Here is a 25,468-nt window from a genome sequence, read left to right on the forward strand (position 1 = left end):
TGTCCGGCTATCTTCGGCGCATGCACATCCTCAGAGATAGCAATTAAGCGACCTTGGCACGAGCGCCTTGCTCGGCCTGCACGGCATTCTCATCGAGATCGAACTGGCTGATAAGATGCAGCAGATGGGTCGCTTCCTCCGCCAAGGACCTGCAAGCCGCCGTCGATTCCTCCGCCATTGCCGCCGTCTGTTGCGTCGACATGTCGATTTCCTTGATCGTCGCACCGAATGCGCCGAGATGCTTCGCCTGATTGGATGCAGTCGAGGCGATATTCGAGACGACCGACTTGATGAGATCGATTTGGCCGGCGATTGTCTTCAGCAGCTCACCGGTGGAACTGACAAGCTGAGTTCCTCGCTCGACACGCCGCGACGAGGTATTGATCAATTCCTTGATCTCCTTCGCGGCGTCGGCGGAGCGCTGCGCCAGGGCGCGGACTTCGGAAGCGACGACGGCAAAACCCTTTCCGGCGTCACCGGCGCGCGAGGCCTCCACACCGGCATTCAATGCCAGAAGGTTGGTCTGGAAGGCAATTTCGTCGATGACGTTGACGATGCTGGCGATCTGCCGCGAGGAATCCTCGATTTGGCCCATGCCGGCAATCGCCTGGGACACGATCTCGTCGGAAGAGGAGGCGGCCGAGTGCGCCTCGGCAACGATTGTATTGGCCTTGTTAGCCGCCTCGGCGGTTCGATTGACGTCCGTGGAGACCGCATGCAGCGTGTTGACGGCGCCTTCGAGAACGATGGCTTGATGCTCCGTTCGTGTGGCAAGCGTGTCCATCGCGCCGCTCATCTCATCGGCAATCGAAGAAATCGACTTTGCTTGGGTAGAAACGGTCAGCACGGTATGACTGAGCTGCGTCACCGCTTCATTGAAGTCATCCTTCAGCTGCTGATAGTCCGCCGGGAATTTCATGGCGATCTTGTGGGATAAGGTGCCGTTGGCAAGGGCGGACAGGCTGCTGCCGATTTCAGCGACGACACCGGCCTGAATACGAGACCTGTCAAGCCGGTCGGCCTCCATGACCTTGCGTTCGCTTTCCGCCTCGGCTTCGGTTCTTCGCGCGTCCTCTTCTGCAACCCTCTTGGCAACGGCATTGTCCTTGAAGACGAGAACCGCTCGGGACATGTCCCCGACCTCGTCGATGCGGGTCGTTCCTTCCACATCACCGCTGGTGTCCCCGGAGGCCAGCCTTTTCATTTCCGCCACCAGCCGGACGATCGGCCCGGAAATGGAGCGGGATGCGACAACGGCCAGCAACAGCGTGAAAAGCGCTGTCGCCGCAGTGATGGCGAGGATTTTCCACAGCATGTCTACCGCCGGCGCAAAGACCGCCGTCGTCGGCTCGACCGCAATGATCGACCAGTTCTGTCCACCCCATGACAGCGGCTCGGACGCTGCGAGGACTTCCTGATCGCGATAGACGCTGAATGAGGCTTTCGGGGCGAGGAGGCTCTTGTCGATCGCCGACGATGCGTTGCTGCTGCCGGAGAAACGCGATGTCGAGCGCGCCAGGCCGTCGCTTCCCGCAAAAAGCGCTTCGCCCTGCGCACTGAAGCCGGCGCTGTCATGCATGATCGCATCGATGACATTCGTGCTGACGGCGACGACTAGCGTGCCCCCACGCTCGTCGGGGATCATCGCGTTGGCGACCCCGATCGCAAAAAAGGCCAAGCCCGGTCCTTCTTTCGACGGCGGGGAGAAATCCGTCATCACCGCCCGCCGCTGGCCCTGAGATAGTCGTACGGCTTGAGCGATCGGGCTATCGGGCGCAACCGCGCCGAGCGGATCCGTCCCGGTGCTGTATATGAGTTCCCCTTTTGCGTTGATGAGCAGAATGTTGGAGTAGCCATGCTCGGAACCCAGGGATTTCAGCCAGACGTCGATCTGCTTGTAGGCATCCAGATAGAATTGCGCCTTCGGCGTCGCGCCGCCCTTGAGATCTTCGCCTGAGGCCTTGAGTTTGGACAAGGCGGCTGCCTGTTCCTGCGGCAGGATCTTGTAGCCGGTAATCATGTTGTCGAATGATTTCACCAGCGCCGGATTGACGGCCAGACCCTCGATATCGAGCTTGGACATATCCAGCTTGGTTGCCAGTATATTCCGCTTGGTACTGGCAACATATTCCAGGTGGGTTCCGATCAGGCTTCTAGCGGTGGAGAATGACGTCAGGCCCGCGTAACCAGCCACGGTGCCGCAAGCTAGCACGGTAACCCCCACCATCAACACCGGGATCTTTCTACTGATCGTCCAATTGAACTTCGCCGCTAAAACAGCCCACATTTTTGTAACCCCAGCAAGCAATGCCAAATACTGCTACTAATGAGGTTAAATTTGCATAAATGTCGACATAATGTCGTTAGATATCGCGAAGCCCCCGTCGTGACCTCCCGGCCACTGATGGTTTCACTTGGAAATGCCAGTTATCTCCCATCCGGTGCTGATGCCGCCTTCACGCCAGAGCCAGTGTTGTTGCTGGGCCCGCAGCGCAGCCGGAGACAGGCGCCGCCGGTCATAGGGCCGCATGGCGATAACCCTTTCTTGGATATGATCCATGACGGCCTTGCGATCGCGGATGGCGGCAAGCTCGCTCCAGGGCATCAGGCAATCGACGCGAGCGGTGATGGATCGCTGCGACAGGCGGTGGAATTCGTTGAACAGCAGTGCCAGGCGCACCGTCGGCGATACGCGGCTCATCATTTGAAAAAGCAGGCTGTTCTGCCCTTCGATAAAGATCGGCAGCACATTCGCCTTGCCCATCTGAATGAGTTTCGCCAGGAACATCTTCCACGGTAGTTCCTCGGCCGGCCCGAAGCCGCGCGGCGCTGTTGCCACGCCGCCGGAGGGGAAAATGCCGATCGTGACGCCGTCGCGCAGCAGCCTGATCGCCTCATTGCGGGTGGAGAGATTAACCTCCATCGCCTCGGCAGTCTCATCGAAAGAGATCGGCAGGATATAGGGCCGAAATTCCGGCACCTTCATCATGCGCTCGTTGACGATTACCCGATAAGGCCGGCCGAAATGTTCGGCAATGGCGCCGAGCGCCATGCCATCGGCCACGCCGAAGGGATGATTGGCGACCATCACGATCGGGCCATCGGGTATCTCACGCAGCGGCCACTCGCCCTTGATGCGGAAGTCGATGCCATACATTTCCAGTATGCGACCGAATGGATGTTGAGAAACACCGTGAACATCGACGCGCCAGCGTTCAAAGACTTTTTCCACCGCGCAGCGGCCAAGTGCAGTTTCGATGCCACGAATGGCCATGCGCTTAGCGAAATGATCCTTGTCGTTGGCGTAGGAAAGCAGGCTTGCGGTCATGTGTTCAACCCATGTCAAATGCCCCGCAGCTTCGCAGAGGCGCGGTGATTTCAACTTCTCGATTGATGCTTGAACTTATCGCGTGTGGCAGTTGGTCGATCGACCGGGCGCTTCCAGTTGCGCGTCTCTGCCCTTGATCCAGAAAATCACGCTGCCATCCGTGTAGCGCGCGCCTGAACCGGATCTCGCCTGCGGCAAGCGGTAGCTGCGCCCGCCTGTCGTGATGAGGGCCTCGTTGCTTGAATTCAGGAAGCTTGCCGTCAAGGCCGTGCCGTCGTCGCAACGATAAAACAGACCGACCTGGTCCTCCGCGAAAGCAGGGGCCGCGCTCAGCAAAAACATTGCGCCTAGCGCTCCAAAAATAGCCATGCCGATCCCGTTCACGCTGATCTCCTTGCGTTGGAAAGCATGGACGCTAGCGGAAGATGGGAACGGCGGCTTTGCCGTATGTCCCATCGCGCCTTGCACGCCGTCTCATTCCTCTAGGCGAACGGCTAATGTTTCCGTTCGCCGCGAAGCGCCGAGGGAAGGCGGCTCAGCCCGACGATATTAAAACCTTCTTGGGTAAATACGCGCATCGCCGGCCTTCGGTTGAGCGATAATACATCAAGTATTTGCCAAGCGTCTCAGCGAAGTTTTCTGAGCGTATCAATTTCGTTGCTGGCCTCACAAATATGCGCTCCAGTGATTGCCCTTCATTACCGCCCACGTATCTTGCGCGACGTAAGTGATTGATCTCTCGCCACGAAATTTAGATTTAATGGAGTCGTTGATGAAATCTTTGTCTTTACTGCCGCGCCGTACGGCGATCGCCTTTTGCCTTGGAATGGCCTTTGCTTCGAGCGCGGTGATCGTCCTGCAACCGAGCCATGCTGAAGCCCAATGGGGCGCCAATCAGCCCTATATGCAGTCAGCACTCAGCTCGCTGCTTGCGGCGAAATCATCGCTGCAGAAAGGCGCGACCAACAAGGGGGGCCACCGCCTCAACGCGATCGATCTGGTCAATCAGGCGATCGTCGAGGTGCAGGCCGGCATGGGTGCCGCCAACTGATCGCGCGCGCCGGAAACCACCTTTTGAAGGCGCCCGCTCGGGCGCCTTTTTGTTGGATTCGTGCTTCGAATTATTGCGGAGGCAATTGGCCCGTCTGTCCGCCCGCTACGGCTTGCGGTCGCCGCGAAGCGTCGAAAGTTGCGGCATGGCGCCCGTGAGCTGAGCCACCCAGCGCGCCGATTCGGCATCGGGATGCGGCTCGGCCGGGTGATCGTCGCGAGGCGCGTTGGAGGTCCGCAGCGAGCGCTCTCGCGCCTCGCCGGGCGTGATGCCAAACTCGCGACGAAAGGCGCGGATGAAGGTCGCGTCCGAGCTGAACTGGCATTCGATGGCGACGTCGATGACCCGCCAAGGACGGAACGCTGGCGTAACGAGGATGGCGAAGGCGCGGTGCAGCCGGCGCTGCTGAATGTAGCTCGCCGGGCTCTGCGGTGCGAACAGGCGATAGAGGCTTGCGCGCGACAAGGCGAAGCGGCGGCACAGGCTCGGCACGTCGAGCGAGTCCGTGCCGAGATTCTCCTCGATATGCCGTTTGATCCGGGTTCGCAGCGCTTCCTGCGATAAGCGTGGCAGAGGGTCGGCGTTGTCAGCGCGCCACTCCATGCCACCGGCCGCGAGTTGCGCCAGCGATTGCGCCGCTGCTTGGCGCTCCGCCTGCGTGAGCTGCGTCGCGCAACGCCGCAGCGTCAGCATATGTTCGCCGAGCAACGTTCCAAAAGCCGCCTCGCGCCTCGCGACGACGATCGTCGGAACGTTTTCGATCGCAGCGAACAGAGGCGCAAGCAGGGGCCGAGGAAGCATGAAGCTCAAGACCTGGACGACGCCGTCATCCCCCGGAATTTCGCGCGTCAGGAGGGGTTTGCTCATATTGATCAGCGAGACATCGCCCGCTCGCTGCAGAAAGGTGTGTTCGCCAGCGATGAATTCAGCGCCACCGCCGAGATACATGACGAGCTGAAAATGGTCGAGGCCTCGCGCGACGTGCTCAGGCGTCCTGTTATAGCGCAAGGCGCTCGACCGACTTTCCAGCAACAACGCGCTGCCAAGATGCAACGTACTGGCGGCGAAGCGGAAATTCTCCGGCTCGCCCAGCATCGTCGCGTCACAGATGTCGACAATCAGCTCACATAACCGCTCGAATCCCTGCTGCGGTGAGTCAAAAGCGGCGATATCAAACAACAATGGCTGCCCGTCTGTATCGGGCGCGGCTTCAACACTCATTTCGCCTCTCGGGGGCTGAATAGCAATGGAATAAAAAACCCAGCGGGAACAAGGATTGTCAGCATCCTGAGCCCATTCGAATATCGATAATTCAGTGCGGCCGGACGGAACCAATACTGCTATCAGGCTTAAAGTCGGCGAATGTCAGTCAGAAATCGAACGTATAACGCCATAAGAAACAGTTGCGATGACAGCAAGCAACGCATGTCCGAACCTTACCTCATCGCCGATCCTCGCAAATAATTGGAGCTCAGCCATTTGATTTACGGATAGGCGAAAGCTGCCGAAGCATCGCGATTGCCTAGAACTTTAAGCCGTGCGATGCAGAGCGTCCCACCAGCTCGCATTGGTCCTCATGGCTCACCCTCATTTAAAAGCTCTGCTTCCCTTTCTGCTCCTGTTGTTCGTGGGAACAGTCTGCAACGCGATGATCGCGCCATTCATGGGCTTCTTCATCGTCGAAGGTCTGAAACAGCCCCCGTGGACGATCAGCATCTATGCGGGCGCCCTGTCGTGTTTGGCGATTGCTATCAATCGTCAGTTTGCCGGTCGTATCGACCGTGGAAAAAATGCCTTTCCGCTGATCGGGATCGCCTTGGCCGGCTACCTCTCGGCGAACCTTTCTTTGTCAATCGTTCCGTCTCTCTGGACGGTGCTGACCTTCGGCGTGATCGGGTTCGGGGTGAGCACCAGCGCCGTATCGACGATGTTCAGCCTTGGCGGCGGTTTGGCCGCGAAGCACCAGATCGAAAATCGCCGGCTTAACGCCTTCATGCGTGCCACGACATCCACGGCCTGGATGGTCGGACCGGCGGTCTCCTTTCTCGTCGCAGATCAATTCGGCAAGGCTGCGGTCTTCAGATGCTGCGTCTTGCTCGGGCTCGTCTGGTTGGCGCTTTGGTGGTGTGTGAAGCCACAAAATGCTACGGCCAAGCCCAAGGAAAGCGTCCCGGAAAACCGTGAGGGCGGTAACGCAAATCCCAGACTTTGGCTGGCTGCAACATTTGTGTTCTGCCTGTCGTCCGCGCACTCCCTGACGTTTTCGACTTTGCCTCTCTTCTACGTGCAGGAGGTCGGGCTGCCCGGCTATGCGCCCGGGACGGCCTTCACCGTAAAAACGTTCGTCGAAGTAATCGCGATTTTTTCAACTCCGTTTCTGATGGCCCGGTTTGGGATTCGGAAGCCCTTGATGGCCACGACGCTGCTAGCCGTTGTCGCCATCCAGGTTCTGGCGTCGGTCCAGACTTTTCCGCAAATGGTGGCCGGTGCGGCAATGGAGGGGCTCTACTACGGGCTCTATGCAAGTCTTGGCATCAGTTTTGTGCAGTCCTACGCCGAAGGCCGTCCGGCGCGTGCCACCGCAATTTACTGGAATACTCTGATGATTAGCGGCGTGCTCGCAGGCCCGGCGGTGGGGATCATCGCACAGGCCTACGGCTTTCGAACCGTGCTCCACGTTGCTTCCTTGGTCGCTCTCTTTGCCGCTGTCGTCCTGTTGTTAGGCGCACGCCAGTCAAGAGTGTTGACAGCATCCGAGCCTTGAAGGCGCGAGTGTGCGACGTGGTTGTCTAACCCCAGAAGCACGCTTGCGATCACCGATAGGAAAATTCTATCAAGCCATTAGGTAAGTAATCTTGACCTTTGCTGCGCCGCAGCAAATAGATGCGTCATGAGCACTGATTTTATTGGAAAAAAATCATCGGCGGCCGGCGGTTGGGGCGCGCTGAAGAGCTGCGGCAAGCGGCTGTTGCAAAGCGGGGCACCGCTTTCGGGTGCACGCGCGATGCTGCGCGCCAATCAACCTGATGGTTTCGATTGCCCGGGCTGCGCCTGGGGCGATCCAGAACACGGTTCCTCGTTCGAATTTTGCGAGAACGGCGTCAAAGCGGTGGCATGGGAGGCGACGGAGAAGCGTGCAAACCCTACTTTCTTCGCCGCCCATACCGTTTCGGAGCTGCGGCGCCTCAGCGACTATGAGCTTGAACTGAACGGCCGCCTGACTCATCCGATGCGGTACGATGCGGCAAGCGACCGCTATCTGCCGGTGGCCTGGGAGGAAGCTTTTGCCGAAATCGGCTCGGTGCTGAAAGGCCTCGACAACCCCAATCGCGCCGAATTCTATACGTCGGGGCGTGCGAGCAACGAGGCAGCCTTCCTCTATCAGCTCTTCGTGCGGCTCTACGGCACCAACAATTTTCCCGATTGCTCCAACATGTGCCACGAGGCGAGCGGCGTCGCCTTGAAGCAGGCAGTCGGCGTCGGCAAGGGAACGGTGCTCCTAGAAGATTTCGAGGAAGCGGACGCAATCTTCGTGATCGGGCAGAATCCGGGCACCAACCATCCGCGCATGCTCGGCGATCTCCGACGCGCAGCGATGCGCGGCGCTCGGGTCGTCGTGTTCAACCCGGTCCGCGAGAAGGGCTTGGAGCGCTTTTCCGATCCGCAGGACAAGGTAGAGATGCTGCGTGGCGGATCGACCGAGATCGCCAGCCATTATTTTCAACCGCAGCTCGGCGGCGACATGGCTGCCGTGCGCGGCATGAGCAAGGCCGTCTTTGCGGCCGACGATGCGGCAATCGCCGACGGCCTTCCCTCAATACTGGATCAGGCCTTTCTGGCCGAGCATGCCGCCGGCTTTGCAGACTATCGCGCCGCGGTGGAGGCAACGAGCTGGGCCGACATCGAGGACCAATCCGGTCTGAGCCGCGCAGAGATCGAGCAGGCCGCGGCCGTCTACATCAATGCCGAACGCGTCATTTGCACCTGGGCGATGGGTGTGACGCAACATGTGCATTCCGTCGCGACGATCCGCGAAATCGCCAATTTCATGTTCCTGCGCGGCAATATCGGCAAACCCGGTGCCGGTCTTTGCCCGGTGCGCGGCCATTCCAATGTTCAAGGCGACCGCACCGTCGGCATCAACGAAAAGCCGCCGGAGGATTTTCTTGCTGCCCTGGAGAAGGAGTTCGGCTTCGCGGTACCGCGGGAACACGGACACAATGTCCTGGCGGCGATTGGCGCAATGCTCGACGGATCGGCCCGGGCGTTCATCGGCCTCGGTGGCAATTTCGCCCGAGCGACGCCCGATAGCGCGCTCGTGGAGAAGGCACTCCGTCACCTGAAGCTTACGGTTCATATCGCGACCAAACCGAACCATTCGCACCTTATGCCCGGCGAAATTACCTTCATTCTCCCCTGCCTCGGGCGCACGGAAATGGATCTGAACGCGGACGGGCAGTCCCAGCTCATAAGCGTCGAGGATTCCATGAGCATGGTTCATGGCTCGGCCGGCATCAACCGCCCTGCGTCGCCGCACCTACTGTCGGAAGTCGCGATTATCGCCGGCATTGCGGCCGCGACCGTCGGCGACGCACATGTGGACTGGGATCGGCTCGCCAACGATTACGATCGTATCCGCGACCACATCGAGGCGACGATTCCCGGTTTTGAGCGCTATAACGAGCGTCTGCGCAAGCCACGCGGCTTTCATCTGCGCAACAGTGCGGCGCATCGCGTGTGGAATACGACAGCCGGCAAGGCGACCTTCTCTTCCGGCAGCCTGCCGGAGGAAACCGTCCATCAACGGGCGCGCAAAGGCGGCGGACGCTTCGCGCTTCAGACATTCCGCTCGCACGACCAGTACAACACTACGGTCTATGGTCTCGACGACCGCTATCGCGGTGTCTATGGCGAACGGCAGGTAATTTTCATCAACCCCGACGATCTGGCTGCTCTGGGCGCCGCGGGTGGCGAGCGCGTGGATGTCATCGGCGAATACAACGACGGCGTGGAGCGGAAAGCAGCGGACTTCCGGCTCGTCCCCTACGATATTCCGCGTGGCAGCATCGCCGGCTATTATCCGGAGCTGAACGTTCTGGTACCGCTCGCCAGCGCCGGCGAGGAAAGCGACACGCCAACGTCGAAATCGATCATGGTGTCGTTACGGAGCCGCGAGGCATCTTGAGCGACATCGCGACCGAGCCGCAGATATTTTTCGATCTGGTCGAAAATCTCGTTCAGGTGAACAGGCACCTCACCGTACTGCAGGGCGCACTGCTCGTCGCTTGTGCGCTCGACATCGCCTCGGACAGTCGAGCGTTTTCGAAGCGACTTGGTGTCGAGCATGCTCTCGTGCTGCGCGATCTCAATGTCTTAGACGCAAACGACGGACCTTTGGTGATTGCCAAACGGGACCCCCGCACCCTTCGCAGTCATTTTCATCTGACAGCGAATGGCCGCGCGATGCTATCATCGGCGTGCCGCATCCGGATCTCGGGGAAGGCCTGACGGCCGTCGTCGTGCGGCAGCCAGAAGGACCGGAGACCTGTCTGAAGGCTCGGTATGGAGTTACCGGCCTTCAGGTCGAAGTTTCGCGACGGCAGCACCAATTCGTTTGCAAGCGTCTTCGAGTTCCGCAAGCGAGGTCGCATAGGATATGCGGAAATATGGGGCGAGACCGAATGCCGAACCCGGAACGACCGCCACATCTGCGCTTCGAAGGAGGTAGTCAGCGAAAACGGAATCGCTTTCGACCACTCGTCCCTCCGGCGTCTTTCGACCGACAAGCCCGGCGATGCTCGAGAATGTATAGAATGCGCCTTCCGGAACCCGGCAGGTGATGCCTTCGATATTGTTTAGAGCCTTCACGACCAGGTCACGGCGCTCCTCGAAGGACTTGCGACGCTGAAGGAGGATGTCCTGCGGCCCGGTCAAAGCTTCAACGGCAGCGGCTTGACTGATCGAGGATGGGCAGGACGTCGACTGGCTCTGGACCACCGCCATGGACTTGATGAGCGCCGCGGGGCCGCCTGCATATCCGATCCGCCAGCCGGTCATTGCATAGGCCTTGGAGACACCGTTGATAGTGAGCGTGCGGTTTCTAAGCTCTGGCTTGATCGCCGCCGGCGTAACGAACCGAAAGTCGCCGTAAACAATGTGCTCATACATATCGTCGACCATCAGCCACACCTGCGGATGCTTCAACAAAACGTCGAGGATCGGACGATATTGGGCCTCGGAGTAGGCCGCACCAGACGGGTTTGACGGCGAGTTGAGCATCAGCCAGCGGGTCTTCGGCGTGATGGCTGCTTCGAGGTCTTCCGGAGAAAGACGAAACCCGTTCTCTTCCTTGCATGGAACAAGAACTGGCTTGCCGCCAGCAATGATCACTATATCAGCGTAGGTCACCCAAAACGGCGTAGGAATGATCACCTCATCGCCCGGATCGAGCGTGGCCATCATCGCGTTATAGATCACTTGTTTCGCACCGGCCGCGACAGTGATCTCGCTCTGCTCAAATTCCAGGCCATTCTCGGTCTTGAATTTGTGACGTATCGCAGCTTTGAGTTCGGCTGTCCCGTCGAGAGCCGTATATTTGGTCTGGCCGGCGGCGATCGCCCGGACCGCCGCCTCCTTGATGTTTTCCGGCGTATCGAAGTCGGGCTCGCCGGCGCCAAGGACGATCACGTCGCGTCCTTGACGCTTAAGTTCGTTCGCTAGCCCCGTTATTTTGAGGATTTCCGACACACCGATCTGCGACAGCCGGTCCGCGGGCCTGAAGCTTGTGGTCTGAGCTACGCTGTTCATCGCGGCCCCTCACTCGACGTCGAACTTGACGCCCTGGGCGAGTGGCAAGGTGCGGCCATAATTGATGGTGTTGGTAGCCCTGCGCATGTAGGCCTTCCACGCGTCCGATCCGGACTCGCGGCCGCCACCGGTTTCCTTTTCGCCACCGAAAGCGCCACCGATTTCTGCACCGGAAGGACCGATGTTGACGTTGGCGATACCGCAGTCTGATCCGCGTGCCGAGATGAAGAGTTCCGCCTCGCGCATGTCATTGGTGAAGATCGACGAGGAAAGTCCTTGTGGGACGGCGTTGTGAAGCTTCAAGACCTCATCGAAGTCGCGGTACTTCATGACGTAGAGGATGGGTGCGAAGGTCTCGTTCTCGACCGGCCCATGCTGCTGGGGCATTTCGACGAGGGCAGGCCGAACGTAATAGGCGTTTTCCTGGCCGACATCGTGCCGCGTTCCGCCCGATACCTCGCCGCCCAGATTCTTGGCGGATTGAAGCGCGGCCTGCATGGCATCGAAGGCGGCCTTGTCGATGAGCGGTCCCACGAGATTGCCATCCAGCGGGTTGCCGACCGTGACGGAGGAGTATGCCTTCTTCAGCCGATCGACGAGCTGGTCGTATACGTTCTCGTGCACAAAAAGGCGCCGGAGGCTCGTGCAGCGCTGCCCCGCCGTTCCCATTGCCGCAAACGCGACGCCGCGCAGCGTCAGATCCAGATCGGCGGTGGGAGTAACGATGGCGGCATTGTTGCCGCCGAGTTCGAGAATTGCCCGCGCGAAGCGATTGGCAAGCTTGGGGCCGACGGCCCGCCCCATGGCGGTGGAACCCGTCGCGGACACCAGCGGAACCCGGTGATCGTCCACGAGTATCTCGCCGACCTCGCGGTTACCGACGAGAATCTGCGCGAGTCCTTCGGGGGCTTCTCCCCCTTCAGCCTTGAAGCGTTCCAGCGCCCGGTTGAAGATTGCCTCGGTCGCGAGCGCAGTCAGCATGGTCTTTTCGGAGGGCTTCCAGACGACGCTATTGCCGCAGACGAGCGCGAGTGCCGCGTTCCACGCCCAGACGGCAACGGGAAAGTTGAAGGCGGTAATGATACCGATCACGCCAAGCGGATGCCAGGTCTCCATCATCCGGTGATCGGCGCGTTCCGTCGCGATCGTCAGGCCGTATAGCTGACGGGAGAGACCGACGGCAAAGTCGCAGATATCGATCATCTCCTGGACTTCGCCCAGACCTTCGGATGTGATCTTGCCGACCTCGATGGAAACCAGACGTCCGAGTGCCTGCTTGTTGGCCCGCAACTCCTCGCCGAGAAGTCGAACGAGCTCGCCCCTCTTGGGAGCCGGCACATTCCGCCAAACGAGGAAGGCCTCATGGGCTTTGGCGACGCGGGCGGATGCTTCGCTGGCCGGGATATACTTGACATTGCCAACGGTCTCGCCGGTGATGGGCGTGCGAGCACGGATCTCGCCATCCGCATAGGCTTGGGGGGTGACGCCGAGTTCACTCAAGAGCTGGTGTGTTTCGGCCTGCAGCGACTGAATGGATGTGCCGGCTGTCTGGTGAGCGAGAGCTGTCGACATTTGCTTCCCTTTTTCTCTTTTACATTGAAACTGTATTGTTGCGCATCGATTGCGTGGCTTTGCTGCCGCCCTACGCGATAAGGCGTTGGGCCGGCTGCCCAAGCCCCAGGACTTCGTAGGCTAGGTCGAGCGAGCGTCGTTCGGCATCGGCGTAAAGATCCAGTTCGTTTTGGACGGCGGCACCCAGACTTTGTTCGAACGCTACCCGGTTCGAGCTCTCCGAATAGTTCTGTTGCACATCGGTGCCGAGGTTGGACTGGAAGATCCCCGCAGCGCTGACCGGAAGGAAATCCTCGTAGACGATCGGATCGAATCTGACGTATCCGGCGTCGATCAGCGCATCCAAGTTCGACGGAAGGCGACCACCGGCGACGTTGTTCAATCCGGTTTCGGTCGCGGAATACCGGAAGAACGCCAAGCCCTTCGTGCGCAACTCACGCCACTCGTCGGGAAACTGCCTGAACGTTTCGACGAGCTGGCTGTTGTAATCTCCCGAGTTGCCACCGGTCGACGCCACTTGAACGTCACTACGAACAGACGCAAGAAGCTCGTCATACAGCTTCCTGCCCTTGGCCGTCAGGGCTACGCCTCGCTGCTCGATCTCGCCGAACCGCGCCGTGTGCGTTCCGGACGAACCACCATCTGCGGCTGGTTTGAATTTGATGTTCTCCTCAAGTGCCTTGAAGCTCGTCTGGCGGAGAAGAATGGCGCACCGTCGACGCGGCGGACCCTCGATGACTGCTTTCGGACTGATGCCGCGCTTGGGCATGCCTTCCTGAACAGCATCGATATCAAGCGTCCGAGGCGTGAGGTGGTTGATATGCGGCCCTTTGAAGCTGACGACATCCGCGATCAACCGATGAGCATCATGCAGGCGCTTGTAGGTGGCGAGGGTGACGGTGGCATCGCTGTGCCAACGGAACGTTTCCAAGACCTCCCGGACGAACTCATCCGCATCTTCGCTGGCAAGTCCGCCGTCCATTTCCGCCTTATCGACCAGGAAAAGGGCACGGTCGGTAAAGATCTTGCGGCGAGAAAGGATTTCCGCTGCCTCAGCACGCAATGCTTCGTCGGCTATCAGTTCCAGGCGCAGCAGGGAGGTGAAGACCCGGAACGGATTGCGGCGAAGAGCCTCGTCGTCTACAGGCCGAAAAGCGGTCGAATGAACGGGTATGCCCGCCACCGACAAATCATAATAGCCGACCGGATACATGCCCATGACGGCGAACACCCGGCGAATATTGAAAAGCTCATCCGCCGTGCCAAGGCGAATAGCTCCATGGCGTTCGACGCTCAGGCGATCGAGCTCGTCATTGCGAACAAGCGCGTCGTGGAGCCCCGGATCGTTCGCGAGCGTGTCTTCGTTCACGTCAGCGACCAGATCCATGAGAGTTCCGTATTGCGGCACCTCCGTGCGGTACATCTCCGACATGGCCCGCGAAAAACGGGTTCGAACATCATCTGGGTGCACGTGGTCGATCGCCATGATGGCCTCCTCTAATCTGCTACGAGCTCGGTCATTCTCCGAGATCATGATTGTTGAGGAGTATTCGCTTCGATGTGCTTGTATTTCTATCAAGCAATAGGTCAGATGTTATTCCAATGAGGAATGAACTTTCATCGATCGGCGGCGGTCTGCGCCAATATCCACTTCTTGAAGGCAAGCAGCGGCGGGTGCGAGGCGCGGTCGGTAGGCCATACCAGATAGTACGCCTCGGCGCTCTTCATCTGGAGATCGAGAGCATAGACCAGCTTGCCTTGAGAGAGTTCCTCTTCAATGAGGAACTTTGGTAGCAACGCCACCCCCACGCCTGCTATTGCGGCTTGGGTTGCCGTTGCGAACTGATCGAACAGCATGCCGTGAACCGAATCCGGCGTAACCCCGTTCATCATCATCCAGCGTTCCCAAGCATCAGGGCGGCTGGTCAGATGGAGCAATGGCGCTGCTCGGATGTCCGAGGGCTCGGTAAAATTGTATTGTTCACGCAGCTTCGGACTGCATGCTGGAACGACGATTTCTTGGCGAAGCAACGCAAGCTCGCCGCTTGGCCATTCCGCGGCGCCGAAATGAATCGCAGCGTCCACCGGCTCCAACCGAAAATCGAACGCCGTGATCTTTGTGACGAGATTGACGGTAATTCCAGGATTTTCAGCGAGAAAGTCCGGTAGTCTGGGCGCCAACCATCGGGTGCCGAATGTTGGCAATATTGCAAGGTTCAGCGTCCCTCCATACGGGTTTGCCCGCAGGTTCAACGATGCGCTGCTGATCTTACGCAGCGCGTCCCGGATCTCGCGCGCATAGCCCTCACCTCCGACGGTGAGCTTGATCGTCTGGCGCTCTCGATGAAAGAGCTCCACACCGAGTTGCTCCTCCAGAGCGCGAATCTGCCGGCTAACGGCACTCTGGGTGAGATTGAGCTCCTTGGCTGCCGCGGTTACGCTCCCGGTACGAGCCGCCGCTTCAAAAGCAGCGAGCAGTGGCAGTGAAGGCAAAAATCTTCGCGGTACTTGCACCCATGCCCTCCTACAAGCGCGCTCCTGCCAGATGTGCTACCTGCGCGCCCATTTCGTAGTACGCCTCCTTCGCCATGCGCAAGGGATCGGACTTTGGTTCGGTAATCGGCAGTGGCAAGCCTGCATCATCGATATTGCCGGCAATGTAAGACGCCAAGACCTTTCCGAAGGTCGTTCCAGGCGCAATGCCTCGTCCGTTATATCCGCTGAAGCCCACCACATTGTTTTCAAACTTATGGAACCGCGGAACTGCGTCCGAGGTCATGCCAATTTTCCCGTACCAGGCACTTTCGAATTCGACGTCGCCAAGCTGGGGAAAAACCCGTTTCAATGACCGCTTTGCCCAGGACTCGTGAATTGCATGTCCCGTGTTACGAAGCGCTCCGACGCTGCCGAAAACAAGCCGGCCACGCTGGTCCATTCTAAAAGACGAGAGAACTTCCTTCGTATCCCAGCATCCTTCCCTATTCGGAAGGATCGTTTTACGCACATTGTCGGAAAGCGGCTTCGTGGCGAAATTAAAATAGGGGAGATGAACCTGTTCCTCGCGCACGATTTTCCACGGCCCGGTCGAATATGCGTCAGTCGCTACGACGATCCATTTGCAAGTCACGGAACCCCGACGCGTCGCCACCCGCCAATCATCTGCCCGGCGCTCTACCGCCAAGACAGGGCTCTTCGTATAGACTTTGACGCCTGACGTGATCGCGGCCCGTGCCAGGCCACGCACATAAGCAAGAGGTTGAAGCGTACCGGCCCTCGGATCGAAAAGTGCGCCGGAATACACGGCCGAGCCGGTACGGCGCCGTGTCTCATCGCTATCGAGAAGTTGAAGCGGCGCTCCTCTCGCGGTCCATTGGCGGTGACGGGTGTCGAGCTCTTCCAGACCCTTGCGCCCGACGCCGAGGTGAAGCGTCCCATTCTTTTCCAACTGGCATGAGATTTCATGCTCTTCAATAACCTGGCGAACGAGTACAGGCGCATCCGATAGGAGCTTAAGACATCTCTCTCCATATTCTGGACCGAGGACGCCGGGTATGTCGTCGGGCATCACCCACATGCCGCCATTGATGAGCCCGACATTTCTTCCGGAGCCACCAAACCCGACCTCCACCGCTTCAAGCAGAACCGATTTTATCCCGAGTTTTGCAAGATGGATCGCCGCCGAAAATCCTGTGTAGCCTCCGCCGACAATGACTACGTCTGCGTGAGCATCATCGTTCAGCTCTTCCGTGATCGGGGCGGGCGGCGCTGATGTTTCCCACAGTCCATGCGATTTCGGATCATTCAACATCGGCGCCGATCTTCCTAAAGTTAGCAGTTTTTCAGCACGATATCGCTGCGTCGGTGAACGGACTATCTCATTATGTACAAGAGGTCATTCCCTGCAGGAATGAGTTCGACACCTCGCCGGCAGAGCGATAGACGGTCGGTGCGCCCTGAGGGGAGCCGGTTCGCGCGTCCAGCGTCTCGCCCCGCGAAGGCGAGGTGATGACTGGCCCTATCGATGCTGCATGGCCGGGCCTTCGAGAAATTCTATCCGTTTTCGGCATAATTATCCGCATCGCGCCGGCAATGGTGCGGCGCAGCAGAAACAAAGGGTTTTGTTAAGAAATACCCGACAGTTAGTCAGCGCAAGCGAAAATCTCCACCGCTCAACACCTGCGATTGTACCTCCTGCCCGACTTTTTGAAGCTCATCGTTCAAACGGAGACGAGTCAATGAAAATCGCGCTGCATCAACTGCGGTCGCTTTGCCGGAACCGGGACGGCGGTATCGCGATCATGGCAGCCTTATGCCTGCCGATTGTTATCGGCTTTGCTGCTCTCTCCGTGGAGTACGGATACGGGCTTCTGGTGCGCAACGAAAACCAGCGCACGGCGGATCTTGCCTCCTATGCCGGCGCGCTCGCCTATAGTGATACGAGTTCGGAAGACGAGATGAAAGCGGCAGCGCTTGCCGTGGCGAAGCTCAACGGTGTCGATGCCGGCAGCGTTTCCGTTTCGCTGACAACCTCTCCGAAGGACGCGCGCGTTCAGGCGGTGCATGCCACCATCTCCACCGCGAACACACTTTTTCTCGCACCCGTTCTCGGCGTCAGTTCAAAGCTCGAAATCGGGGCTGAAGCTTATTCATCCATAGGTTCGGCGGAGAGCGGCTGCATCATCGCCTTGGACAAATCCGGATCGGGCGTCACTCTCTCGGGCGGCGTGCAGGTCAGCGCAAGCAAGTGCTACGTAAACTCCAACAGTGATGTCGTCGCCCCCTGCGGAACGAAGATCACCAATAAGGGTACGACCTATTACGGCGGTACGTCGCAGCCTTGCCCTTGGTCTACCAACCTCGTGCAGGCAGATGGAAGTGCGGCGCCCGTCACCAAGCAATACACAGAGGATCCTCTCTCGGGAAATTCCGGAGTAGCCGAACTTACCGCACGCTTCGATACCATCCGCAAGGCGTCGTGGCCAAAGAAGGTCTCCGTGAGCACGGGTACCAACATTGAGTTTGGCGGCAACGCGACCCCAAAGCAAACCGCAGACGCCATAACATCCATCGACTGCAGCTACGATCCTGCGAACTACAATCAATATTGGACAACCAAATGGGACATCACCTGCTCCGGGTCTGAGGTGAATATCGGCTCCCTGCTGGTTCACGGCAACGTTCAGGTAAATTTCAATATTTCGGGCAGCAAAAGCACGACCTACAACTTCTCGGGCAAGATCCAGAATGATTTCGGCACGAAGCTGGTATTCGGGGACGGCACCTACAATGTTGCAGGAGGCGTTTACGGCGCCGATCTGACATTCGGCGCCGGTTCCTTTCACTTCGGGATGGGCGATACCAATTGCGGCGATGCGCGCTACAGCCTGTGCAGTTCAGGAAAAACCGTCATCGACGGACCCAGCACCTTCATATTGGACGCCGGCTTCTACACGGGCGATGGCGCTAGCCTGAAGCTCGGAGCCGGAACGGCCAACAGCTATACCATCGGCCAGTCCAGCGGCGACAACGCGATGGGCGTGGGTGGCGGCTCGACCACCTATATGGCGGATGCCAGTACGGGCAAGGGTGTTTTCCGCGCCGACGGCGACATCAATGGCGGCGGCGGTGGTAGCTGCATCACGTTTCCCGCAAGCGCACAGCACGACATATCGGGCAGCGTCAACCTCGCGGGCGGCGCCAGGCTGGGTGCCGGGGTCTACACGGTCGACGGATATTTCTCGGTCAATACCGGGGGCGCTAGCTGCAGCGATTCCATCGCCGTTTCCGGGACAAATGTCACGATCGTCATTTCGGGGACCGAAACGCCCTCCGATTGGGAATGCAAAGGAAAGGCATTCTGTTTGACTGGCGGCAATGCCATCACACTTTCTGCCCCGCAGAGCGGCACCTACGCCAATCTTGCGGTTATCGGCCCGCAATCATCGAAATCTTATGCAGACGCGGAAATCACCTCCGGCGGCAGAGGTAAGATTTCCGGCGCGTTCTATTTTCCAAAAGGGCTGATCGATTTCGGCGGCGGCGGCCAGATCGGTGATGCCGCAACCGGCTGCCTGCAATTGATTGGCGCAAGTATTTCATTGTCCGGTGGTTCACAGACGATGTCGGAATGCACTCTGTCGGCTACCAGTAGCGAGGTGGAATTGGTTCAATGATTTTCATCCATGTAGCCGGGAAAAAAGCTCTCCAGCTTCGAGCCGGCCTAAGACATTTTCTGCGAGATATCTCGGGTAATGCAGCAGTCGAATTTGCACTGATTGCGCCAGTTTTCATCCTCATCTTGGCTGGCAGCCTTGATCTCGGCATGCTCATATTCTCGCGCTTTCAGCTAGAAGCTACGGTTTCCGACAGTGCCAGCTATGCGATGGTCAATGCTGATCTGGTCGATGGCAAGGATGGCAGCGATCTGGCAACGAAAATCGCCACCATGATCGCCAGCGAATACGCGGCGGGCGATACGCAGGCATCAGTAAATGTGAATAACGGCGCAGTCGCCAACTACAATGGTGCGAAAATTGTGATCAGCGGCAACGTCAGCCAAGCCGATGCTTGTTACTGTCCGAGCGGCAGCGCGTCGTCGCTTGATTGGGGCTCGCAGCAATCCTGTGGTTCGTCCTGCCCCGATGGCGGGCGGGCGGGCCGGTTTGTCTCCGTCATGGTAAAACAGGCCTATACGCCGTTGTTCTCCGGCTACGGCCTTGTGAAAGGCGACTTTATTGACGCCAGCGCGATCGTGCGGACACAATGAAGCGCGCTATCCGAAAAATTTGGCAGTCGCGTTCCGGCGCTAGTGCGGTGGAGTTCGCGCTGGTTGCGCCAGTCTTTTTCCTCATGCTGTTCGGCATGATCGAGCTCGGCCGATTGCTCTGGACGAGCCATGCCCTCCATGACACGGCGATTGCAACGGCGCGATGCATGGGCATTCCGCAGACGGAATGCGAAGATGGCGGGACTTACAGTGCGTCGAAGGCGGCAGCCTTCGCACGCAGTACGGCTACCGGCTGGTTCGTAGGGCTGGACGACGCATCGGTCACGCTCGATCACGACGCCACTTGCCATGGCTTGGCAGGCTTCTCGCAAGTAAAAATCACCTATCAATTCATCACCGTCGTGCCAGATTTACTAATGTCCTTGTCCGGCGGCACAAATCTCACGGCCGATGCGTGTTACACAAATCACTGACGGCAGGCGTGCGACCCCAGGTCAAACGTCGCAGCATCGACCTAGCTCAACCAAATGAGGATGTAGTCGACTGCTTTGAATAGAAGCTCAGACTAGGCCTGAGCTTCCATATCATCGTGCCACGCAAAGCCTGCTTCCTGGCTCATATCGCAGACGGACAATGTTCCGCCGTGGCAATCTGTTTTACTTCAGGCAGCCCTCAGCAGGTCTCCATGCGGGTCGAGGACGAATTTGGTCGCCGCGCCCTGGTCAAAACTCTCGTAACCCTGAGCGGCATCGTCGAGTGCAATGATCTTCGCATTGACGATATCGGCGATCGGCAGCCGGTCGTGCAGAATCGCCTGCATGAGCTGACGGTTGTACTTCAACACCGGCGTCTGACCAGTGTGGAAGGACTGCGCTTTCGCCCAACCGAGACCAAAGCGCAATGACAGGTTGCCGTGTTTTGCCGCGTTGTCGACAGCGCCAGGATCTTCCGTCACATAGAGCCCTGGAATGCCAATCGAGCCTGCTGCGCGTGTGATCTCCATCATCTGGTTGAGCACGATCGCTGGCTGCTCGCCGCCCGCATGGCCGCGCGCCTCGAAGCCGACCGCATCAATCGCACTGTCCACTTCGTTCGTGCCGACCACTTGGGCGATCATGTCACCTAGCTTGTCGCTTTTGGAGAGATCGATGGGTTCGAAGCCGACATTGGCAGCATGCTGCAGGCGATCCTTGTTGAAGTCGCCAATCATGACAACGGCCGCCCCCAGGATGCGCGCCGAAGCGGCAGCGGCAAGGCCGACTGGACCGGCGCCCGCCACATAGACCGTAGAGCCGACACCGACGCCCGCGCGCACCGCGCCATGGAAACCTGTCGGCAGGATGTCGGACAGCATAGTAAGATCGCGGATCTTAGCCATCGCCTTGTCGCGATCGGGGAACTTCAGCAAATTGAAATCCGCATAGGGCACCATGACGTAGCGCGCCTGCCCGCCGATCCAGCCGCCCATGTCGACATAACCGTAGGCGCCACCAGCGCGCGAAGGGTTAACAGTAAGGCAGACACCGGTGTCCTGTGACTTGCAGCAGCGGCAGCGCCCGCAGGCCACGTTGAACGGCACGGAGACGATGTCGCCGATCTCCAGCATTTCGACATCGATACCCTTTTCAATGATCTCCCCCGTGATCTCGTGGCCGAGCACCAAACCAGGCATTGCCGTCGTGCGGCCGCGCACCATGTGCTGGTCTGAGCCGCAGATGTTCGTGGAAATCACTTTGAGGATCACGCCATGCTCGATACGGCGACCGTCCGGCGCCTCCAGCTTGGGGTCGTCGATGTCGCGGACCTCGACCTTGCCGGGCCGCATGTAGACGACGCCTCTGTTCCTGCTCATAGTCTGTCTCCTCCTGGGTTAAGTCTCTCTTGCCCATTCCTCCGCGGGCAGGATTCCAATTGCGCCGCAGTTCCCGCATAAGAGCGCGGTTATTCTCACGACGACATAGCCTCTATCTAAGTCGCCTATTCATCTCTCTATTTTTTAATTACCAAGCTGGCGAATTCGCCTTTAAAAGCGATGATGCTATACTGTCTACCATCGATATAGCGATCGCGACTGTGCAAAAAAATTCACTACCGGCTTGAGTTTATTGCACGTCAGCAAAAGTGCCTGACTGGCTCGGACATTCAATGGCGTTGGGCACAACGTCTTCGAATAAGGGATGTTCAGGACATTCCCCCTCTGCACGACGAATATGATCTGCGGCGCAGCGGCGGAACAAGTTCCAGGATGAAGCGGGCGGAACTGGCGATTTTGCTTACCAGATAATCAGTCAGCCGACTTGCCAAATCGGGATCAACGTCGCCCCCTGGTCCGGGTAGCCAGGACGTTTCGAATTGAAAAGCTGGAATGAATTCTCAGGACGCCGGGCAACGTCGAGAGAATTTCCTTATGAATTCTCTCGAACTCACCCGCGCCTGCCACCTCCACCCTCAGTAGATAGTCCGAGCCGCCGGTCATCAGGAAACATTCGCGAATTTCGGGATGTTTTCGCACCGCGGCTTCGAAGCGGTCGAGGTGTTCCTCGGTCTGCCGTTCCAATGTGATGTTGATGATCACCGCGATCGTATCCTCGGAACTGCCGCTGTTCACCAGGGCCGTATAGCCGCGGATGATGCCAGCCTCCTCGAGCAATTTGATCCGCCGCAGGCAGGCAGAAGGGGACAAGCCGACTTCCTGCGCCAAGTGCGCATTGGTCATGCGTGCATTCAATCGCAGCAGGCGGAGGAGATTGCGGTCGATCGCGTCAATCGCTGTCATGCAGAATATTCCATTTTTTCGCAGATTATTTGACTGAATATCATGCATTGAAACAAACAATCAGCAATAGGCGGGATATTCAAAGAATATTTCAATATCTTCAGGCATGACGAGGGGGTTGCATATGGATCATCAGACTCTGCATGTAGACTATCAGCAGACCGAAGCCGGTATCGGAGCTTCCGGCTATCTGACCATCGACCTTCCCGCATTGTGCCGAAATTACCGGAAGCTTTCGGCGACGGTCGCGCCCGCAAAAGCCGCAGCCGTCGTCAAGGCTGATGCGTATGGTCTTGGCGCCGAACAAGTCTCCAAGGCCCTTTATGCGCAAGGCTGCCGGCATTTCTTTGTTGCACACTTTTCGGAGGCGATCCAACTCAGGCCCTTTGTCCCAAACGACACGCGAATATTCGTGCTGAACGGACTGCAGCCGGGATCGGAGATTAGCTGTGCCGAGGCCGACATCGTTCCGGTTCTCAACTCGCTTGAGCAGTTCCGGCGGTGGTCGTCGACGGCTCAGAAGCTCGGACGCGTTCTTCCCGCCGTTTTGCAGTTCGACACCGGCATGTCGCGTTTGGGCATCTCGCCGGAAGAAAGAAGCGCACTCGCAACCGATCTCAAGAGCTGCAGCAACATCGAAGTCCTTTTCATCATGAGCCATCTCGCCTGCGCCGACGAGGCGGACAACAGGCAGAATGCCGATCAGCTCGCGGAAATGCGTCTTGTCGCGACCGAATTTCCCGGCCTTGATGTCTGCTTCGCCAATTCGGGAGGCGTTTTTCTAGGCAGCGAGTATCACGGGGTTCTGGCCCGTCTCGGCATCGCGCTTTACGGCGGAGCGCCCACTCGTGGCAAAGCCAATCCAATGGAGCCGATCGTCAGGCTCGATGTCGCCGTGATCCAGACGAGAACAGTTCCGGCGGGCACGCGCGTCGGATATGGCGGCGCCCGCGTGACTTCTGCCGAGAGCAGGCTCGCCACGATCGCCGCAGGTTATGCCGATGGGCTGCCGCGCAGTCTCAGTGATCGAGGAGCCGTTTTCTATGGTGGCGTTCGTCTGCCGATTGTCGGCCGTGTCTCGATGGACAGCATTACCGTGGATATCACCGCCCTCCCCTCCGGCACGCTTTCGCTTGGCAGCCTCGTCGAAGTCCTCGGCCCTCACCAGACGCTTGAGGACGTCGCCGAAGCCGCCGGCACCATCTCCTATGAACTCCTGACCAGCCTCGGCCGTCGCTACGAACGTCGGTATCGCTGAGCAACAGACCACCATCGAGGAAACTATGAAAGTCATCGTACTCGGCGCCGGCGTCATCGGCGTAACCAGCGCCTACCAACTCGCCAAGGCAGGACACGAGGTCACCGTCGTCGACCGTCAGGAAGGACCCGCCCTGGAAACGAGTTTCGCAAACGCAGGTGAAGTCTCGTTCGGTTACTGCTCGCCCTGGGCCGCACCAGGCATCCCGATGAAAGCGATGAAGTGGCTGTTCATGGAACATGCTCCGCTCATCCTGCGTCCACGGCTCGATCGCGCCATGCTGTCCTGGCTCGTCAAGATGCTGTCCAATTGCACGTCGGAACGCTATGCGATCAACAAGAGCCGGATGCTGCGCCTTGCCGACTACAGCCGCATCTCGCTGGCCGAGGTCCGCAAGGAGACCGGCATCGCCTATGACGAGCGCATGCAGGGTACGCTGCAGTTGTTCCGAACGCAGCAACAACTCGATGCATCGGCAAAGGACGTCAAGGCTCTTGCGGCCGACGGTATTCCCTATGAGGTACTCGACCGCGACGGATGCATTCGCGTGGAGCCGGCGCTCCGCCATGTCCGCGAAAAGATCGTCGGCGGTCTGCTGACGCCTAAGGACGAGACCGGCGATTGCTTCAAGTTCACCAATGCCCTCGCCGCAAGGGCAAGCGAACTCGGCGTCCGGTTCCAATACGGAACGGCGATCAAGGGGCTCGATGTCCAGAGCGGCAAGGTTCGCGGCGTCATGACCGACCGCGGGCATATGAGCGCCGATGCGATCGTCGTCGCACTCGGCAGCTATTCGCCACTGCTGCTGAGGCCCTTTGGCATCCGGCTTTCCGTCTATCCGGTCAAGGGCTACTCACTGACGATCCCGATCATCGATGCATCACGGGCACCGGAATCGACCGTGATGGACGAAACCTACAAAATTGCGATTACCCGCCTCGGCGATCGTATCCGCGTCGGCGGCATGGCTGAAATCTCGGGCTATACCAACGATCTTGGCGATGCCCGCCGGCGGACGCTCGACCATTCGGTAACCGACCTTTTCCCAGGCGGCAATCTGCGGAAGGCGTCATTCTGGTCCGGGCTGAGGCCCATGACGCCGGACGGGACGCCGGTGATCGGCCCGACGAAGATTGCCGGCCTTTTCCTCAACACCGGCCACGGCACGCTCGGCTGGACCATGAGCTGCGGCTCTGCGCGTCTGATCAGCGATTTGGTCAGTGGGCGCAAGCCGGAAATCGACGCAGCCGATCTGGCAATCAGCCGTTACCGCTGAGCCATTATTCAACGCAAGACAGGATGGAGGCATCATTGATCGAGGCAATAACGACGTCTGAAGCTCCGGGCGCAATCGGCCCGTTTTCGCAGGCAATCAAGGTGGGCGATCTGCTCTTCGTCTCGGGGCAGCTCCGATCAATCCGGCCACCGGAGAGTTCGTTTCTGACGATCCTGTCGAACAAGCGGAACAATGCTTGAAAAACATTGCGGCGATCGCGAAAGCGGCGGGATCGAGCATCGAGAAGACGGTCAAGACGACCGTCCTGCTCACGGACCTTTCCCGGTTCGCTGACATCAACAAGATATACGCAACCTTCTTCCGAAATCCTTTTCCAGCCCGAGCCTGCTATGAGGTCAGCTCGCTGCCCAAAGGGGCACAAGTCGAGATCGAGGCAATCATTTCGCTTGCCTGAGCCGCACCATGAATGATCGCGCGCCCTGATGTCGCAATCATTTCGCGCCGGTGGCGTGGAATATAAGGCGGCACGGCACATGAAGCCGTAGTCTCCGAGACGAACTGCTTTGCCGGCAAAGGGAGGACAAACCATCGCCGGCCCCGGTAACCACACTCTCATGAATTGTTGAACGACCGACAACCTTCGCCGTATGAGTGCTTGCAGTAGTTCGCATCGAGAAATTATAGATAATCAGGAACATTCTATCGATAACTA

General features: G+C 58.8%; 20 protein-coding genes and 1 pseudogene. 10 read left to right on the plus strand and 11 right to left on the minus strand.

Annotated features, from left to right (window positions below):
* Positions 1 to 43: 43 nt before the first annotated feature.
* From ACXHXG_RS13405 to ACXHXG_RS13415, 3 genes are all read right to left on the minus strand, one after another.
* Positions 44 to 2,287, minus strand: coding sequence for a methyl-accepting chemotaxis protein (locus tag ACXHXG_RS13405; RefSeq protein ID WP_457899569.1), 2,244 nt, complete (start codon positions 2,285 to 2,287; stop codon positions 44 to 46).
* Between the two features lie 123 nt (positions 2,288 to 2,410).
* The gene (locus ACXHXG_RS13410) at positions 2,411 to 3,328 is read right to left on the minus strand and encodes a lysophospholipid acyltransferase family protein (RefSeq protein ID WP_457899570.1); all 918 of its coding nucleotides are present in this window, start codon (positions 3,326 to 3,328) and stop codon (positions 2,411 to 2,413) included.
* Positions 3,329 to 3,403: 75 nt separating this feature from the next.
* Positions 3,404 to 3,670, minus strand: coding sequence for an MliC family protein (locus ACXHXG_RS13415; RefSeq protein ID WP_457899571.1), 267 nt, complete (start codon positions 3,668 to 3,670; stop codon positions 3,404 to 3,406).
* Between the two features lie 430 nt (positions 3,671 to 4,100).
* Here ACXHXG_RS13415 and ACXHXG_RS13420 point away from each other — a divergent pair, with 430 nt between their 5' ends.
* On the plus strand, positions 4,101 to 4,379 hold the full coding sequence (locus tag ACXHXG_RS13420; protein ID WP_104826074.1) for a hypothetical protein: 279 nt from the start codon (positions 4,101 to 4,103) through the stop codon (positions 4,377 to 4,379).
* Between the two features lie 105 nt (positions 4,380 to 4,484).
* On the opposite strand, the gene ACXHXG_RS13425 is transcribed toward ACXHXG_RS13420, so the two are convergent.
* The gene (locus ACXHXG_RS13425; RefSeq protein ID WP_457899572.1) at positions 4,485 to 5,600 is read right to left on the minus strand and encodes an AraC family transcriptional regulator; all 1,116 of its coding nucleotides are present in this window, start codon (positions 5,598 to 5,600) and stop codon (positions 4,485 to 4,487) included.
* Positions 5,601 to 5,955: 355 nt separating this feature from the next.
* Here ACXHXG_RS13425 and ACXHXG_RS13430 point away from each other — a divergent pair, with 355 nt between their 5' ends.
* From ACXHXG_RS13430 to ACXHXG_RS13440, 3 genes are all read left to right on the plus strand, one after another.
* On the plus strand, positions 5,956 to 7,143 hold the full coding sequence (locus tag ACXHXG_RS13430; protein ID WP_457899573.1) for an MFS transporter: 1,188 nt from the start codon (positions 5,956 to 5,958) through the stop codon (positions 7,141 to 7,143).
* Positions 7,144 to 7,269: 126 nt separating this feature from the next.
* Positions 7,270 to 9,564: an FdhF/YdeP family oxidoreductase gene (locus ACXHXG_RS13435; protein WP_457899574.1), complete on the plus strand. Its 2,295-nt coding sequence runs from the start codon at positions 7,270 to 7,272 to the stop codon at positions 9,562 to 9,564.
* A complete protein-coding gene (locus tag ACXHXG_RS13440; RefSeq protein WP_457899575.1) occupies positions 9,561 to 9,887 on the plus strand; it encodes a hypothetical protein in 327 nt (108 codons plus the stop codon). The genes ACXHXG_RS13435 and ACXHXG_RS13440 overlap by 4 nt, the downstream gene beginning before the upstream one ends.
* Before the next feature lie 60 nt (positions 9,888 to 9,947).
* Here ACXHXG_RS13440 and ACXHXG_RS13445 read toward each other — a convergent pair whose 3' ends face one another.
* From ACXHXG_RS13445 to ACXHXG_RS13465, 5 genes are all read right to left on the minus strand, one after another.
* Entirely contained in the window at positions 9,948 to 11,186 is a 1,239-nt protein-coding gene (locus tag ACXHXG_RS13445; protein WP_457899576.1) for a pyridoxal phosphate-dependent aminotransferase, read from the minus strand.
* 9 nt (positions 11,187 to 11,195) lie between these two features.
* Positions 11,196 to 12,758: an L-piperidine-6-carboxylate dehydrogenase gene (amaB, locus tag ACXHXG_RS13450; protein ID WP_457899577.1), complete on the minus strand. Its 1,563-nt coding sequence runs from the start codon at positions 12,756 to 12,758 to the stop codon at positions 11,196 to 11,198.
* 70 nt (positions 12,759 to 12,828) lie between these two features.
* A complete protein-coding gene (gene hglS, locus ACXHXG_RS13455) occupies positions 12,829 to 14,244 on the minus strand; it encodes a 2-oxoadipate dioxygenase/decarboxylase HglS (protein ID WP_457899578.1) in 1,416 nt (471 codons plus the stop codon).
* Between the two features lie 131 nt (positions 14,245 to 14,375).
* Complete coding sequence (locus ACXHXG_RS13460) at positions 14,376 to 15,272, minus strand: LysR family transcriptional regulator (protein ID WP_104826068.1); 897 nt, start codon at positions 15,270 to 15,272, stop codon at positions 14,376 to 14,378.
* A 10-nt stretch (positions 15,273 to 15,282) separates the two neighbouring features.
* Positions 15,283 to 16,566: an NAD(P)/FAD-dependent oxidoreductase gene (locus ACXHXG_RS13465; protein WP_457899579.1), complete on the minus strand. Its 1,284-nt coding sequence runs from the start codon at positions 16,564 to 16,566 to the stop codon at positions 15,283 to 15,285.
* A gap of 427 nt (positions 16,567 to 16,993) precedes the next feature.
* Between ACXHXG_RS13465 and ACXHXG_RS13470 the strand changes: the two genes are divergently transcribed.
* From ACXHXG_RS13470 to ACXHXG_RS13480, 3 genes are read left to right on the plus strand one after another with little or no spacing between them, the layout of a single operon-like run.
* Complete coding sequence (locus ACXHXG_RS13470; RefSeq protein WP_245464141.1) at positions 16,994 to 18,931, plus strand: pilus assembly protein TadG-related protein; 1,938 nt, start codon at positions 16,994 to 16,996, stop codon at positions 18,929 to 18,931.
* Complete coding sequence (locus tag ACXHXG_RS13475) at positions 18,928 to 19,524, plus strand: TadE/TadG family type IV pilus assembly protein (protein WP_104826066.1); 597 nt, start codon at positions 18,928 to 18,930, stop codon at positions 19,522 to 19,524. The genes ACXHXG_RS13470 and ACXHXG_RS13475 overlap by 4 nt, the downstream gene beginning before the upstream one ends.
* Positions 19,521 to 19,958, plus strand: coding sequence for a TadE/TadG family type IV pilus assembly protein (locus tag ACXHXG_RS13480; protein ID WP_260304635.1), 438 nt, complete (start codon positions 19,521 to 19,523; stop codon positions 19,956 to 19,958). The genes ACXHXG_RS13475 and ACXHXG_RS13480 overlap by 4 nt, the downstream gene beginning before the upstream one ends.
* Before the next feature lie 188 nt (positions 19,959 to 20,146).
* Here the strand turns inward: ACXHXG_RS13480 and fdhA are convergent, their stop codons facing one another.
* The gene (fdhA, locus tag ACXHXG_RS13485) at positions 20,147 to 21,337 is read right to left on the minus strand and encodes a formaldehyde dehydrogenase, glutathione-independent (protein ID WP_104826064.1); all 1,191 of its coding nucleotides are present in this window, start codon (positions 21,335 to 21,337) and stop codon (positions 20,147 to 20,149) included.
* Between the two features lie 459 nt (positions 21,338 to 21,796).
* Positions 21,797 to 22,261, minus strand: coding sequence for an Lrp/AsnC family transcriptional regulator (locus ACXHXG_RS13490; protein ID WP_285168884.1), 465 nt, complete (start codon positions 22,259 to 22,261; stop codon positions 21,797 to 21,799).
* 124 nt (positions 22,262 to 22,385) lie between these two features.
* On the opposite strand from ACXHXG_RS13490, the gene alr reads away from it, so the two are divergent.
* The 3 genes and pseudogenes from alr (at position 22,386) to ACXHXG_RS13505 (ending at position 25,210) form a co-directional block, all read left to right on the plus strand.
* Complete coding sequence (gene alr / locus ACXHXG_RS13495) at positions 22,386 to 23,519, plus strand: alanine racemase (RefSeq protein ID WP_457899580.1); 1,134 nt, start codon at positions 22,386 to 22,388, stop codon at positions 23,517 to 23,519.
* A 25-nt stretch (positions 23,520 to 23,544) separates the two neighbouring features.
* A complete protein-coding gene (locus ACXHXG_RS13500) occupies positions 23,545 to 24,795 on the plus strand; it encodes a D-amino acid dehydrogenase (protein ID WP_457899581.1) in 1,251 nt (416 codons plus the stop codon).
* A 35-nt stretch (positions 24,796 to 24,830) separates the two neighbouring features.
* A pseudogene (locus ACXHXG_RS13505) lies at positions 24,831 to 25,210 on the plus strand (Rid family detoxifying hydrolase).
* Positions 25,211 to 25,468: the final 258 nt, after the last annotated feature.

Source organism: Rhizobium sp. LEGMi-198b, assembly GCF_054114205.1.

Excerpts from the sequence above, each read along its gene's own strand:
- ACXHXG_RS13405 (WP_457899569.1), bottom strand. The coding sequence starts at position 2,287 with ATGTGGGCTGTTTTAGCGGCGAAGTTCAATTGGACGATCAGTAGAAAG.
- ACXHXG_RS13410 (WP_457899570.1), bottom strand. The coding sequence starts at position 3,328 with ATGACCGCAAGCCTGCTTTCCTACGCCAACGACAAGGATCATTTCGCT.
- ACXHXG_RS13415 (WP_457899571.1), bottom strand. The coding sequence starts at position 3,670 with ATGTTTTTGCTGAGCGCGGCCCCTGCTTTCGCGGAGGACCAGGTCGGT.
- ACXHXG_RS13420 (WP_104826074.1), top strand. The coding sequence starts at position 4,101 with ATGAAATCTTTGTCTTTACTGCCGCGCCGTACGGCGATCGCCTTTTGC.
- ACXHXG_RS13425 (WP_457899572.1), bottom strand. The coding sequence starts at position 5,600 with ATGAGTGTTGAAGCCGCGCCCGATACAGACGGGCAGCCATTGTTGTTT.
- ACXHXG_RS13430 (WP_457899573.1), top strand. The coding sequence starts at position 5,956 with ATGGCTCACCCTCATTTAAAAGCTCTGCTTCCCTTTCTGCTCCTGTTG.
- ACXHXG_RS13435 (WP_457899574.1), top strand. The coding sequence starts at position 7,270 with ATGAGCACTGATTTTATTGGAAAAAAATCATCGGCGGCCGGCGGTTGG.
- ACXHXG_RS13445 (WP_457899576.1), bottom strand. The coding sequence starts at position 11,186 with ATGAACAGCGTAGCTCAGACCACAAGCTTCAGGCCCGCGGACCGGCTG.
- amaB (WP_457899577.1), bottom strand. The coding sequence starts at position 12,758 with ATGTCGACAGCTCTCGCTCACCAGACAGCCGGCACATCCATTCAGTCG.
- hglS (WP_457899578.1), bottom strand. The coding sequence starts at position 14,244 with ATGGCGATCGACCACGTGCACCCAGATGATGTTCGAACCCGTTTTTCG.
- ACXHXG_RS13465 (WP_457899579.1), bottom strand. The coding sequence starts at position 16,566 with ATGTTGAATGATCCGAAATCGCATGGACTGTGGGAAACATCAGCGCCG.
- ACXHXG_RS13470 (WP_245464141.1), top strand. The coding sequence starts at position 16,994 with ATGAAAATCGCGCTGCATCAACTGCGGTCGCTTTGCCGGAACCGGGAC.
- ACXHXG_RS13475 (WP_104826066.1), top strand. The coding sequence starts at position 18,928 with ATGATTTTCATCCATGTAGCCGGGAAAAAAGCTCTCCAGCTTCGAGCC.
- ACXHXG_RS13480 (WP_260304635.1), top strand. The coding sequence starts at position 19,521 with ATGAAGCGCGCTATCCGAAAAATTTGGCAGTCGCGTTCCGGCGCTAGT.
- fdhA (WP_104826064.1), bottom strand. The coding sequence starts at position 21,337 with ATGAGCAGGAACAGAGGCGTCGTCTACATGCGGCCCGGCAAGGTCGAG.
- ACXHXG_RS13490 (WP_285168884.1), bottom strand. The coding sequence starts at position 22,261 with ATGACAGCGATTGACGCGATCGACCGCAATCTCCTCCGCCTGCTGCGA.
- alr (WP_457899580.1), top strand. The coding sequence starts at position 22,386 with ATGGATCATCAGACTCTGCATGTAGACTATCAGCAGACCGAAGCCGGT.
- ACXHXG_RS13500 (WP_457899581.1), top strand. The coding sequence starts at position 23,545 with ATGAAAGTCATCGTACTCGGCGCCGGCGTCATCGGCGTAACCAGCGCC.